This is a genomic window from Vicinamibacteria bacterium (assembly GCA_035620555.1).
In the GTDB taxonomy this organism is placed as follows: Bacteria; Acidobacteriota; Vicinamibacteria; order Marinacidobacterales; family SMYC01; genus DASPGQ01.
Window position 1 is genome coordinate 1 of the sequence record DASPGQ010000379.1, and the last position, 13,456, is coordinate 13,456.

Consider the following 13,456-nt stretch of genomic DNA (forward strand, 5'->3'; position numbering starts at 1 on the left):
CCGTACGAGGGGATAAGAATCGTTTCCATGCACGATTACCACAAGCTTCATGCGAACGAAGGCTTGTTGAAGTAGACGGAATCGTCCCGAGTGACGACCGGACCGTGACGCCAGAAGCGATCACGTCCCGATTAGTCCGAATAACCCTCGCGTCTGCTATGAATTAATCGGTCGGCGCCGATCAGCCTAAAACCAGCCACGGATCAGCGCGCGAGTATTGGCGCGTCCTGCGATCACGCCCAACCTGCCTCATCACACGAAGGAGGCAGGATGATGATTCGATCTGTCGCGGCGAACCGGCTGGTTGTGTCCGTTTCACTCGCCCTCACCCTCGCCTCGCGGGGCACGGCAGGGGCAGAAGGAGCGGCGCCAGAGCTTCACGTTTTTGTCCAGGACTGCGTGGGGTTGAACGAAGACTTCCTCCGGGCGATTCAGGTCGAGGTGGAGCACATCTATACCGAGGCTGGCGTGCGCATCGTCTGGCTCGAGGAACGTCCTCCCGACCCGGTGGAAGCGTACCAGGCGAGAGCCTTCGTTCTCGAGGAGCTCCCGCCGTCCCTACGCAGACTGATGAGCATTTCCAAGGGAAGGGCGCCGCTTGCGATCACGCTGGGCCCAAGACCCACCGAGCCGTCCGCCGACATCTACGTTTCTCGAAAGGCCGTGCTAGGGCGCGCGAGCTATCGCCGCGCGCTCGCGGAGAAACACATGGCCCGTGCCCTGGGCCGAACCCTGGCGCATGAGCTTGCCCATCGTTTTCTACGCTCGAGCCACACGGAGCAAGGCGTTTTGAAGGCCACTCTGGAAGAGCGAGATCTGATCGATTCGGATCGCTCGGACCTGTTTTGGACGGCCGAGCAAAGGCAACTTCTCCAGGCGACCGCGATGCGCTGAAGCCCAATGGTGTTCAGCGCCGTGACTCGCCGGAACCGAGGTGTTCGAGCTCATCGAACCAGGCTCGTTTTCACCCTGGACCATCAGGAACCGGCTCCCGTCTGGCGCCAGATCGTACGTTCGCATCCAATAGTCTATTGGAACAAATCGCGCCTTTCGAAAAGCAATGTCGCCGATGGCTTGACGTTTCAATGGAAGTTCACACGAAACGATCTCGGCTGAGCTCCTCGAGCCTCGCCAAGTACGAGGCTCGTTGGGGTCATGTGGCCTCAACGCGAAAAAATACGTCACCGAACTTTCGAGATACCGTAGGGAGCTAGGGACGAGTCGCTTCATACAGGACGAGGGCGGCGGCGGTCGCCACGTTGAGCGATTCCACGCGCCCCTTCATCGGAATGGAAACGCGCATGTCATCGGGAGACAGTGTCAAGGCTGGAAGTCCCGCCCCCTCGCGCCCTAGCAAGATCGCGAGCGGGCGCCGCCAGTCGCATTCGCGGAAATCGGTGCCCCCGTGCGGGGTGAGGGCTGCGAACCGGTAACCTCGCTCTCTCAGCGGGTCGAGCTGGTCGATCTCGAAGACCGGCAGACGCAGAACGCTTCCCATCGAGCCTCGAATGGCTTTGGGCCCGAAGGGATCGGCGGAGCCCTTGACGACGACGAGTGCGTCGGCGCTCGCGGCTTCCGCGACCCGGGCGACCGCTCCCAGGTTCCCGGGCAGCTGGATGCCCACGGAGACCACGAGAAGCCCCTCGGTGGGCAGATCTTCGAGCGGACGGGACGGCCTCCGCGCCATGGCGAGCACGCCGTCGGGAGCGTCGAGCCCGCTCGCCCTTTCGAACAGGCGAGCCTCGACCTCGATGGCTCCGGGAAACACCCCGTGCGGCCCGTCGGAAGACACCAGAATCGACTGGACTTCGGTCTCGCCCTCGAGCGCCTCGGCCACGAGCTTCTGACCCTCGATGAGGATGGTGGGCTCCCGCCGTCTCGCGCGTGCGAGGCGTCGGACACTCTTGATCAGGGGATTTTCCGGGCTACCGATGCGCTTCATACCGGATTTTCTTGCCAGAGGCGATCGGGGTCGCTATCATTTTCGAGACTCGATGTCGAAGGACATTCTCGGCAAGCTGAAAGACGAAATCAAAGCCCTCGAAGAGGAGCTCCACGTCGAGCTTCCCAAGGCCCTCAAGGTGGCTCGCGAGCACGGCGACCTTTCGGAGAATGCCGAGTACGACGCCGCCAAAGAGCGTCAAGGGTACGTCAACGCTCGTCTCGGACAGCTGAGGAAGCGCCTCGCCAATCTGTCGATGGTGAACTTCGACAAGATCCCGGAGGGCAAAGTCTCTTTTGGCTCCGAAGTCACGCTCTTCGACGTCGACAAGGAAGCGGAGGTCGTCTACAAGCTCGTGGTGAGCGAAGAGGCAGACGTGGCGAAGGGACTCATCTCGACCACCTCACCGATCGGCCGCGCACTGCTCGGGCGGGTGGAGGGCGACGAGGTTCGCGTCCAGACGCCGGGAGGGCTGAAGAACTTCGAGATCGTCAAGCTTCTCACAATCCACGATCTCGTCGACCTCAACGATCTCGACGATCTCGACTGACGAGCTCGTAAACCAGGCCGTCTTCGAACGAGCCTTTCGGCTCCAGTCGTCGGGAAAATCTCCGGAGGGAGTCCTCCAGTTTCCGCCACTCGCTGGCCCCGTAGGCGTCACGATGGAACACGGCGAATCGGACCGCCATCCCTTCGAGCGCCGTCAATCCCTCCTCGTTTGGAAAATCGACGAGCAGGCGGAACAGCCGCGAATGGCCCTCGGGCAAAAAACCGCTGTATCCATTCACCAACGGCCGGAAATGGGCGATCGATTGCAGCATGTATGCGGAGTGCCGTCTCGCCGATTCCACCTCGTCACGCGGATCCGGGACGGGGAAGACGGCGACCGCACCTTGCTCGGGCTGCTCGGCGAGCCAGCGATCCATCGACGAAGTCGGAATCGCGTACGGAGTGGTCCCGAGGGGGAAGGCGGCGAGCTCGAGCAGCACGAGGCCGAGTACCAGGGCCGCGATTCGAGGCGAGCCGAGACGAAGCTTGCGGTAGCCTCTCCCGGCAAGAACGGCGAGCGCGAGGACGGTAAGGAGCGTGGCACGCGAGGGGACCCGAACGAGATCGAAGCCCGGCACGAGTCGATGGAGCAGTGAGTACAGCCCTGCATCAGGACCGAGGCTCACCCAGAGAGACAGCACCGCGAGGAGAGTGTAGTAATCGAGGGAGACGAGCGTGAAAGGTCTCCGGCCGAATCGCACGATGCGGAAGGCGACGAGAGCCGCCAGAACGATGGCCGCCCGCCCACCTCCGCTCGCGGAGAAACGGAAGCCGCCGAGCGCGAAACGAACGCCCGACAGAAGCTCGAGAGCCAGTGCGGTGACGGCGGAGGCGACGATGAGCCCATCGATGACGAGCAGGCGGCGCGAGCCAGACGGCGGCTTGCGCAACGAGCCGATGCCCGCGAGGACCAAAGGGAACAGGCCGGGAAAGAGATACGCCTTGGCGTCGCGCAGGATGGGTCGTTCCCAGCCGAAAGTCCGAAGAACCAGACGGTCGAGGTGCGTGGGGGAAGCGGCAAAGCTGGCGGCGTTTGGCGACCACTCGCGAGCTTCGGCCAGGGTGCGCTCGAGTCCGAGCTCCTTCTTGACCTGCAGGTATGGGACAACGAATGGGACGTTGAGGACCGCGAGAAGCGTCAGGGCGATCGCTGCGTCGCGATGGCGCGGGCTCTCGGGTCGAAGCTTGCCCGCGAGCGTGAGATGGACGAGCAATCCCGTCGCCGCGAGTGCGAGGAAAAGAGCCGTTTGCCCTCCCGACAGTGCCTGAAGGGTGAAGGCGAGGACGGCTCCGAGCAGATGGACGAGCCGGCCGTGCGACGCATAGCGATGCAGCATGGCGAGGCAAAGGGGCACCCATTGGACCGTCGCCAGATGAAGTTGCCCGAGACGGAAAAAACGCGGCGGCGCCAGGGCGAAGACGATTCCGGTCACGAGGGCGCCTCCGGTGCCGAGGCCGAGGGTGCGGCCTAGATAGAAGCCGGCCAGGCCCGAGCCGAGGCAGGACAGCAAGAGAACGACGTTCATCGAGAGGAGCAGTTGTCCCGACGCCAGCATGACCGGGGCCGCGAGCAGGGCGCTTCCGAGCTGGTGCTCCGAATAGGCGAGCGTTCTCGGTTCGGGATAGAAGATGTTGGCGTCGAAGATCGACAGGGGACGGGTCGTGAGTGCTTCGATGTCCCATGCCAGGGTCCAGAGAAACAAACGGGTATCGGGGCCGAGGTCCAGGGCCTCTTCACCGGGACGGACGCTCAGCGGGTAGGTAAAAAGCCCCGTCAACAGGACGAAGAGCAAACCGATACCCAGACCCTTCATACCCGGGCAAAGCTAACACGTGTTTCCATCTGCTATAATTCGTTTGTCAATCAAAACCCGATGATGGCATGATCTTGCCGGTCGAGGCTCGTTGTCTCGATTGCTAAGCGGTCGTCGCGATGACGGCTCGTCGCCGGCCGAGAGAGATGATCCGGCAAGGCGGAAGGAGCTTTCATGACGTTGGAGAGTGAAGAGCTCAGCATTCGGGGGTCCCTGTCCGAGTCCAGCCTGCCCGAGCTTTTGGCCTCCATAAGCCGGAGCAAGGAGACCGGAATTCTGAACTTCCACGATGCCGGACGATGGAAGGCGATTTATTTCAAGGAAGGCCGCATCATCTACGCGATGTCGAACGCCCAGGACGATCGCCTCGGTGAGTTCCTGTTGAAGTCGGGCAAGATCACCGTCCGGCAGCTGCTCGAGGCAAGCAAGCTGATTCAGCACGACAAGAAGCTGGGTGCGGTGCTCGTCGATCAGAGCATCATCACCCCCGATGATCTGTTCGTGGCAATCCATCGCCACGCGGAGGCGATTGTTTACAGTCTGTTCGAGTGGACCCGGGGCGAGTACGAGTTCGTGATCAAGGATCTGTCGGCCGAAGGGCCCATGGTACTCGACCTCGACTCGGGCAATGTGGTGCTCGAAGGGATCCGCCGCCTCAACGATTTCACTCGTATCTATGCCGGTGTCGGCCCGCTCGAGAGTGTGTTGCGGCCCGCCGACAGCTCGGAAGGCCAGGTTCACCGGATCAATCTCGACGAAGACGAATCGCAGGTGCTCTCTCTCGTCAACGGCAGGCTCAGCGTGGAGCAGATTCTGGCGATGAGCTACCTGCCCAACTTCGAGACCCTGCGAATTCTATTCGCACTCGTAGCCGCCGGCGTGCTCGAGCGGGGCGGCACGGACGAATCCGAGAAACGCGGGATCGAGCTCGAGTACGAGCTTCAGGAGATCGTGGATCACCACAATCGGAACTTCGAAGGGGTCTGCGCCTTCATTCGCGAGAAAATCGACCCGGAGCAGGCCCTGGTGTTCACCGAAGACGTCATGCGGGATGTTGCCAAGCAGTTTCCCCTCCTCTTCGAAGGCATCGAGCTCGGAACCGCGGGCAGGGTGGACTTCGACCAGCTCCTCCAGAACCTCGGCGATCGTCCCCACGAGGCGAAGAAAGCCGTGCTGATCGACGGACTGAACGAGCTCATGTATGGCTTGTTGCTCGAGATCGGGCGGCGGTTCGGCAAGGCCTCCCAGGAGGTGGTGGCGACGAGTGTCCTCAGCCACGCCCAACCCAGTTTTCCGGTAACATAAACCTTGTTACTTCAAGGAAAACTTGAGGTATAATACAGCCTCCCAGAAACATCACGTCTACCCGAGCTTCGAAGGGGAGATTCAGGATATGGCAGAAGATTACGACGACCGGGCCTACTACGAGGTCCAGCTGAACAACAAGCAGCTAGTCTTCTTTTTCATGGCCGCCCTCGCCATAGCCGTGGTCGTGTTTCTTTGCGGAGTGATGGTGGGCCGTGGAGTGCGTGACGCGACCCTAGCGGCCTCCCGCAACGACATCGCGGCCGAGGGTTCGAAGGATGCCGCCACCGAGTCCATTCGGTTCCGGACCGAGCGCAAGGAGACGCCCAGGCTCGACTATGCCCAGCGGCTCTCCCGAGACGAGGTCGACACGCAGCTCGATGCGGTTCGCTCCGACAGCCCCGAGACCACCGCGCGTCAGAGCGTCGAGCCGAGCCCCGCGGTTCAACAACCGGTAGCCAAGACACCGCCTCCGCAAGTCGCCTCGACATCCCCGCCGCCTGCTTCGCCGTCTCCTCCTTCACCCGAGCCCGCCGTGATCGGCGCCGACCGCGGCCCGTTCACGATTCAAGTCGTGGCGCTCAAAACCGAGGACGCGGCGCGCTCGCTCCTCACCCGCCTGAAGGGCAAGAGATATCGCGCCTATCTCGAGGCCGTGGGAGACGCGGGGCTGCATCGAGTTCGGGTCGGCCGGTTCGAGACGCGCGCCGAGGCGGAGCAGGTCGCGGCCAAGCTCCGGACCGAGGAGAAATTTCGGCCTTACGTTACCCAATAGAGAGTTCATCATTCCATGATTGAAGAGCTGACGGATCGGTACGAGGACCTCGGGCGTCGAGCCCACGACGTCCGGGGTTATCTTTGACCCGGCCCACCTGCAGAAGTCGCTACAAGAAGTAGAGCAGAAGTTATCCCAGCCCGACGTCTGGTCGGATCCAACGCTCGGGGAGAGGCTCGCGCGAGAGCGCGGTCGCATCCGCGACGAGCTCGACTTGATCCAGAAGCTTCTGGATCGCGAAGAGGAGGTCAAGACCCTCCTCGAGTGGGCCCGTGAAGGCGAGAACGTGACCGCCGACCTGGCCCATCACCTCGACCAGTGGGAAGAGGAAGTCGAGTCCGCCGAGCTCCAGAAACTCCTCGGGGGCGAGCACGACGCCGCCAATGCGATCGTCAGCATCCACCCGGGGGCGGGAGGCACCGAGTCACAGGATTGGGCGGAGATGCTGCTCCGCATGTACTTGAGATGGGCGGAGCGCAGAGATTTCAAGACCGAGATGATCGATTACCAGGAGGGCGAGGAAGCGGGGATCAAGAGCGCGACCTTCACCGTGAGCGGTCCGTTCGCCTATGGCTATCTATGCGCCGAGGTCGGCGTTCATCGATTGGTTCGCATTTCCCCTTTCGACGCCGCCAAGAGGCGGCACACCTCCTTCGCGTCCGTCTTCGTCTTTCCCGAGATCGACGAGGATGTCGAAGTCGAGATCAACGAGAAGGATTTGCGGATCGATACCTATCGCTCGAGCGGAAGCGGCGGACAGCACGTGAACGTCACCGATTCCGCGGTTCGCATCACGCACCTTCCCACCGGGATCGTCGTGCAGTGCCAGAACGAACGGTCTCAACATCGCAACCGGGACGTGGCGATGAAAGTTTTGAGGGCGCGGCTGTACGACTTGAAGCTCAAGGAGCAGCAAGAGAAGGTCGAACGGATGCACGAGGGGAAGAAAGAAATCGCCTGGGGAAGCCAGATTCGATCCTACGTGTTCCAGCCTTATCGGCTGGTGAAAGACCATCGAACCAAGGTCGAGGTGGGAGACGTGGATCGGGTCATGAACGGAGACATCGATCCATTCATCAAGGCCTTTCTTCTCGGCCGGCGCTGATCGCTAGATAATCAGCCGTACGCCTCCGAGCTCCGCTAGGCCGAAGAGGAAATGGTCCCCGGGTGAGGCGATGAACATGAAGTTCGTCGGGATCTTCCATTCCTTGGATAGCTTCTTGATGAGCTTGGGGCCGAACTCTCCCTTCTCCACCACGAACTCGATGTCGATCTCGGGATAGGCCTCGTCGAGAAACTTCAGATCACGCTCGAGTCGCGCGGGGACTTCTTTTTCGTCCTGTACCACGGTGACTACTTTGATCCGGTTGGTGTGCTCGTTGTTTCGGACGTAGAGCATCGCTTCGTTGAGGTTGTGCAAGCTCTCGCCGCGGGTGAAGAAGACGACCTGCTGCGCGTTGATCTCGTCCATCTTGCCTCGAATCGCGGTGGCGAGTGCGTTGGTGATGCCGGCAACGGTCTCACTCACGCGCCGCACGAAAAAGAGGCAGACCTTGAGGATACCGATGCGCCCCAGCATGACGAGGGCGACGAGCAGGCTGGGAATGAAATAGGCGAGGAACACCCGGAAATAGGCAGGATGCATGATGATGTTTCCGGCGAGTCCCACGAAGACCGCCGCGATCCCGACGAGTACGATGGGCCATGAAACCCGTGAAGGACGCGGGAGGCGGGAACGTCTCGTCTTGAGCAATACGTTTCCGAGACCGAAGAGGGCCATCACCGCGAGGAACGAGATCGTGTAGACGCCGGCGAGGGCTTCGATGTCGCCTCCGGTGATGAAGAGGATCGATGCGGAGAGCAGGAAGAAGGCAAAGATGATCCGATGCGCCGTCCCGCGCCGGTTCGTCTTCAGAAAGAACTGCGGCAGCACCCGATCGAGGGTCATTCTCCTCACCAGACCCGTAACCCCGATGAACGACGTGAGGACCGCGCCGCTCAGGACCAAGACGGCATCGACCGAGACGAGCCATGAAAGCCAGCCGCCTCCGGCGAGTCCTCCCATGTGGGCGAGAAGGTTCTCGCGATGTCCCGGTACCTCGCCGATGGGTACCAGGGCCAGTGCCAGGAGCGCCATGGCGGGGTTGAAGAAGCTGACCGCCGCCCACATGTTGCGAAGGGTCTTGGGAAACACCCCTTCGGCCTGCTCCTCGACGAAGTTGGCGGAGCTCTCGAAGCCGGATATCCCCAGCATGGCGGCGGCGAAGCCGAAGAAAAGCGATCGCGAGACGCTATCGGTCGGGCGCGCCATGTTCTCGGCGAACACCTCGAGACCTTGGGTCATGAGGGACAGCAGACCGACTCCGAGCAGGAGCGTCAAGCTCGAAAGGTGGAAGAGGAAGATGAAGACGGCGACTCGGGATGACTCCTGAATGCCCAGGATGGTGAGCACCATGAAGACCGCCATGAGTGCGACGGTGGCGGGTATGACGGGAATGCGCTCCCACAGGGCGTGAGCATAGTGCATGGCTTCGCTCGCCGATATGACTGCGGTCGCCATATAAGAGAGCACGGTAAGGCAGGCGGCGACGGACGCCATTCGCTTGCTGGTGGTGTTCAGCAGGGCGTTGTAGGCGCCTCCGTTCAGGGGCAGGGCACCGACCACCTCCGCGTAGACCCCTCGAAACAAGAACAGAACCGCGGCCACGATGAGAAGGGAAATCCAGGCCCATTTGCCTCCGGCAATGATGGCGAGCGCGGAAACATAGAGGCAGGACGAGGTGATGTCGTTTCCGCAGATCGCAGTGGCGGGCAGCTCCTTCAGCCCACCGCGTTTGTGCGCCGTGGTGTGCTTGCGGGACTTGTTTTCGACGTCTTTGTCGGGCATGAGATCGCGCGGCAGCCGTTCCCTCGAGAAAAGTCAGGTGGTGGAGCCCGCGGATCAGGGCGACCGCGGGGTCAACTGGCTGAAGGCTTCGTGAACTTTGCCCGCGAGCGGGGATTCCGGGGCGAAAGCTCGGTCGCCGTCCTTCGTCCGAGCGGGTCGCAGAGTCACGGCAGGCTTCCCGATCAGTTACGCTTTGGCGCGACCCGAATCGACTTCCGAGCTCGATGGCTCCTCATCGATGTCGACGAAGAACCTACCGGGACCGGATCCTGGGCGGGAACGAGCTCCGAGCCGGCAACGACCATTCCGGGCGCGAGCCGGCCGCCGCCCTGCAAATGAATCATGAATCTCACTCTCCTTGAACCGTGTCGCTTGAAGGCTGTCACATTCTGACAACGAGCCATCACGGTTTCAACTGGGCCGGCCGCCGCCGGCGGGCGATCTCGAGCTGGTCGGCCACGAAACCCCGCAGAGGAATTCCGGCCGCCCCGAGTTGCTGAGGGATGAAGGACGCTCGCGTCAAGCCGGGAAGCGTGTTGAGCTCGAGAAAGACGACTCCTTCGCGGGAGAGGATGACGTCGGTGCGGGAATAACCGACACAGCCGAGCGTCGCGTGGGCGATTCGAGCCACCGCCTGGGCGGAGCTCGCCACGTCAGGTGGCACTTCTGCGGGCGTCACCTCGAGGGAGCCCCGGCCGAGGTACTTGCCCTCGTAGTCGAAGGTACGGCCCGACTCGAGAATGACCTCCGAGCAGGGCAGGGCAATGGTCTCTCCGCTTCGTTCCACGATTCCGATCGTGAGCTCACGGCCAGCGACGAACGCCTCGGCGAGGTAATCGACCTCGCTGCGCCTTACGGCGGCGATGGCATCGGAAAGCTCTCGCTCGGTGGTGATCACCCTGAGTCCGTGACTCGACCCGTCGGCCACCGGCTTGAGAACGATCTTCTCGTGGCGCTCGAACAGGCGTCCAACTCGCTCATGAGTCGCGGAATCGGACGTCAAGATTTCCCCATCCGCAACCCGAGCTCCCCGGGCTCTCAAGGCGTTCCGTGCCGCGTTCTTGTCGAACGCAAGCCGGCTCGATTCCGAGCCCGAGCCGGTGAACGCGAGTCCGCGCGATTCGAGGAGCGCCTGGACCGTTCCGTTCTCTCCCGAACCCCCATGGAGCGCGAGGAAGAACGTCGCGTTCTCCGCTGGGGAAGAGCTCAACGCCGTGGGAAGGTCGGGCCATTCGGAGGTGGCTGCGGGCGCGAAGTCCGCTTCGAACGGCTTCTCGAAGCGGAGCAGTTCGAGCCGCGATACGGAAGACAACGAGCCGTCGCGGCGCCAGTACCACAGCGCCGCGTCTTCGAGAACTTGCGCCAGGTTCTGCGCGGAGGCAACGGAAACGCGGTGCTCGGTTCCGTCTCCGCCGAAGAGAACGATGACGCTCACGTACAGCCGAGATGAGCGCGCGGGTTTTCGGCACGGAGCGACGCCAGCTCCTTTACCAGCTCGAGCTCTCGGGTGTTGAGCTGCTTGGGGACGACGACCTGTATCTTGACGAACAAGTCTCCCGTGCCGTCGCCCTTGAGCCGCGGCATACCCTTGCCCTTGAGCCTCAAGCGGCGGCCGGTCTGAGTGCCGGGAGGCACCTTGATACGAGCCTTGCCGGAAAGGGTAGGGACCTCGATCTCGGCGCCGAGCGCCGCCTCGGCGAAGGTCACCGGTACATCGATATAGAGATCGTCCCCCTCCCGGCGGTAGAGCGGATGAGGCCTCGTCTTCACTTCGAGGTACAGGTCGCCGGCAGCGCCGCCTTTGCCGGCGACGCGAATCTTCGAGCCGTCCCTGACGCCCGCAGGGATGCGCACGTCGATCGTTTCCACGCCGGTGCGATTCTCGATCGTCAGGCGCTTGGTCGTGCCGCGATAGGCCTCTTCGATGCTCACCTCGATCGTACCGGCGATGTTCCGCGCGGTGTGAGTTGGAGGCGGAGGTTCTCCAAAACCCTGAAAGCCTCTCGACTCCGTCCCGCGTCGCGGCCTCGCTCCGCGGAACCCGCCGCCTACCTGGCTGAAGAGGTCGTCGAGGTCGATGCCGCCGCCGAAGAACGTCCGGAAGAAATCCGAGAACCCGCCGCCCCCACCGCCAAAATCCACGCGCACGCCACCGAATCCGGGGAATCCGCCGGGCTGTTGACGCGCGTACTGCTCATACTGTTTCCAGTTCGCCCCGAGCTGGTCGTACTTACGCCGTTTTTCCGGATCGGAGAGGACCTCGTGCGCCTCGTTGAGCTCCTTGAACTTCTGCTCCGCCCCTCGGTCGCCGGGATTGACGTCGGGGTGGTACTTGCGCGCGAGCTTGCGAAAAGCCTGTTTGATCTCCTTGTCAGTAGCGTCCTTCTTGACGCCCAGCACATCGTAATAATTCTTGTAGTCCACCGGCGGGGCTCATTGGACCCGAAGCTCGCGACCCGGACGGCCCCCCGGCGGCGGCGCCTGCGGCGTGAGCTTGACCGAGAGGTCAGGAAACACGATGGCAAGCGCTTCGTCGACGCTCGAGACGAGGTGGATCTTCATCGCCTTCCGGATCTCTTCTGGCAGATCCTCCAGCATCGCTTTCTCGTTGAGCTTGGGAATGATGACTTCCTTGATCCCATACCGGTGGGCCGCGAGAAGTTTTTCCTTGATGCCGCCGATGGGAAGCACGTGACCCGAGAGAGTGATTTCACCGGTCATGGCAACGTCGGCTCTCGCCGGCGTATCGGTGAGAATCGAAACGAGCGCCGAGACCATCGTGACCCCTGCCGAGGGTCCATCCTTCGGTGTGGAGCCCTCGGGTACGTGCAGATGGATGTCGAGCTTGCGATAGAAGTCCCCGCTGAGACCCAGCTCGAGGCCGTGGGCCCGCACCCAGGTGAGCGCGGCGCTTGCCGACTCCTTCATGACGTCCCCTAGCTGACCGGTCAGAGTGAGGTTCTTGGCGCCCTGCAGCTTCGAGGCTTCGACGAAGAGAATGTCTCCTCCGACGGGAGTCCAGGCGAGGCCGACGACGACTCCGGGTACCTTCACGCGCTCGTCGAGCTCGCGCGACAGCGAGGTCGGCGCCCCGAGGAGCTCCTGAAGAGCATCGGGGGTGGCGTGCAGCGGAGTGACCGCCCCTTCCGCCAGCTTCCGCGCCGCCTTGCGGCAGATCGTGGCAATGGAGCGCTCCAAGTTGCGAAGCCCGGCCTCTCGGGTGTAATAGCGGATGATGTGCGAGATCGTCTCCCGCTCGAACTTCGGAGACACGCTCTCGTCGGCGAGGCCGTGGTTGTCGAGCTGGCGTGGAATCAGGTGGCGTTCGGCGATTTGAATCTTCTCCTCTTCGGTGTAGCCCGCCAGATTGATGACCTCCATGCGATCCTTCAAGGCCGGAGGGATCGGATCCATCATGTTTGCCGTCGCGATGAAGAGAACCTCGGAGAGATCGAAGGGAAGGTCGATGTAGTGATCGCGGAAGGTGTCGTTTTGCTCGGGATCGAGAACCTCGAGAAGAGCGGAAGCCGGATCGCCGCGAAAGTCCATGCCCAGCTTGTCGACCTCGTCGAGCATGAAGACGGGATTCTTCGACCCCGCGCGACAGAGGCTCTGGATGATCTGGCCGGGGAGCGCTCCGATATAAGTCCGTCGATGGCCGCGGATCTCGGCTTCGTCGCGGATGCCGCCGAGGCTCAAGCGGACGAACTCCCTTCCGAGCGCCTTTGCGATCGATCGGCCGAGGCTGGTCTTGCCCACTCCGGGAGGTCCCACGAAGCACAGAATGGGGCCCTTGATGTCGGGCTTCATCTTGCGTACCGCGAGAAACTCGAGGATTCGATCCTTGACCTTCTCGAGGTCGTAGTGGTCGGCTTCGAGAATCTCCTTGGCCTTTGGAATGTCGTACACGTCCGCGGTCTTCTTCGCCCAGGGAACGCGAACGAGCCAGTCCAGATACGTGCGACCGACCGTATATTCGGCGGACGCGGGGGGGATCTTGGACAGACGGTTTAGCTCGCGGATGGCTTCCTTTTCTGCCTCCTCGGGCATCTTGGCTTCCTGGATCTTCTGGCGAAGCTCCTCGATCTCCTTGGCGTTCTCGTCGCTTTCCCCGAGCTCCTTCTGGATCGCCTTCATCTGCTCCCGGAGGTAGTACTCGCGCTGAGTTCGACCAACCTCGTTCT

The 13,456-nt window shown here is 62.3% G+C and carries 11 protein-coding genes; 5 read left to right on the forward strand and 6 right to left on the reverse strand.

What is annotated here, in order from left to right:
* Positions 1-270 precede the first annotated feature (270 nt).
* Positions 271-894: a hypothetical protein gene (locus tag VEK15_15305; GenBank protein ID HXV62065.1), complete on the forward strand. Its 624-nt coding sequence runs from the start codon at positions 271-273 to the stop codon at positions 892-894.
* A gap of 316 nt (positions 895-1,210) precedes the next feature.
* Here VEK15_15305 and VEK15_15310 read toward each other — a convergent pair whose 3' ends face one another.
* Positions 1,211-1,942, reverse strand: a complete 732-nt coding sequence (locus VEK15_15310) for an RNA methyltransferase (protein ID HXV62066.1) — start codon at positions 1,940-1,942, stop codon at positions 1,211-1,213.
* A 52-nt stretch (positions 1,943-1,994) separates the two neighbouring features.
* Here VEK15_15310 and greA point away from each other — a divergent pair, with 52 nt between their 5' ends.
* A complete protein-coding gene (greA, locus tag VEK15_15315) occupies positions 1,995-2,492 on the forward strand; it encodes a transcription elongation factor GreA (GenBank protein HXV62067.1) in 498 nt (165 codons plus the stop codon).
* Here greA and VEK15_15320 read toward each other — a convergent pair.
* Positions 2,467-4,305 (reverse strand): hypothetical protein, encoded by a 1,839-nt coding sequence (locus VEK15_15320; GenBank protein ID HXV62068.1) that lies wholly within the window; start codon positions 4,303-4,305, stop codon positions 2,467-2,469. The genes greA and VEK15_15320 overlap by 26 nt on opposite strands.
* A 174-nt stretch (positions 4,306-4,479) precedes the next feature.
* Between VEK15_15320 and VEK15_15325 the strand changes: the two genes are divergently transcribed.
* The 3 genes from VEK15_15325 to prfB all read left to right on the forward strand — a co-directional run bounded on the left by VEK15_15325 (position 4,480) and on the right by prfB (position 7,490).
* The gene (locus VEK15_15325; GenBank protein HXV62069.1) at positions 4,480-5,610 is read left to right on the forward strand and encodes a DUF4388 domain-containing protein; all 1,131 of its coding nucleotides are present in this window, start codon (positions 4,480-4,482) and stop codon (positions 5,608-5,610) included.
* A gap of 88 nt (positions 5,611-5,698) precedes the next feature.
* Complete coding sequence (locus VEK15_15330) at positions 5,699-6,385, forward strand: SPOR domain-containing protein (GenBank protein HXV62070.1); 687 nt, start codon at positions 5,699-5,701, stop codon at positions 6,383-6,385.
* 15 nt (positions 6,386-6,400) lie between these two features.
* Positions 6,401-7,490, forward strand: a protein-coding gene (prfB, locus tag VEK15_15335; GenBank protein HXV62071.1) for a peptide chain release factor 2 whose coding sequence is annotated in 2 segments (ribosomal slippage) — positions 6,401-6,469 and positions 6,471-7,490 — 1,089 coding nt in all. Because the reading frame shifts where the segments join, the coding sequence is not laid out codon by codon here.
* Between the two features lie 3 nt (positions 7,491-7,493).
* Here prfB and VEK15_15340 read toward each other — a convergent pair.
* The 4 genes from VEK15_15340 to lon form a co-directional block, all read right to left on the reverse strand.
* Positions 7,494-9,272, reverse strand: a complete 1,779-nt coding sequence (locus VEK15_15340) for an APC family permease (protein ID HXV62072.1) — start codon at positions 9,270-9,272, stop codon at positions 7,494-7,496.
* Between the two features lie 403 nt (positions 9,273-9,675).
* Positions 9,676-10,707 carry an ATP-grasp domain-containing protein gene (locus VEK15_15345; protein HXV62073.1) on the reverse strand — a complete coding sequence of 344 codons (1,032 nt, stop codon included), beginning with the start codon at positions 10,705-10,707 and terminating at the stop codon, positions 9,676-9,678.
* Positions 10,704-11,696: a J domain-containing protein gene (locus tag VEK15_15350; protein ID HXV62074.1), complete on the reverse strand. Its 993-nt coding sequence runs from the start codon at positions 11,694-11,696 to the stop codon at positions 10,704-10,706. The genes VEK15_15345 and VEK15_15350 overlap by 4 nt, the downstream gene beginning before the upstream one ends.
* Positions 11,697-11,705: 9 nt before the next feature.
* Positions 11,706-13,456 (reverse strand): endopeptidase La (lon, locus tag VEK15_15355; GenBank protein ID HXV62075.1); only part of this gene is annotated, 1,751 nt, incomplete at its 5' end.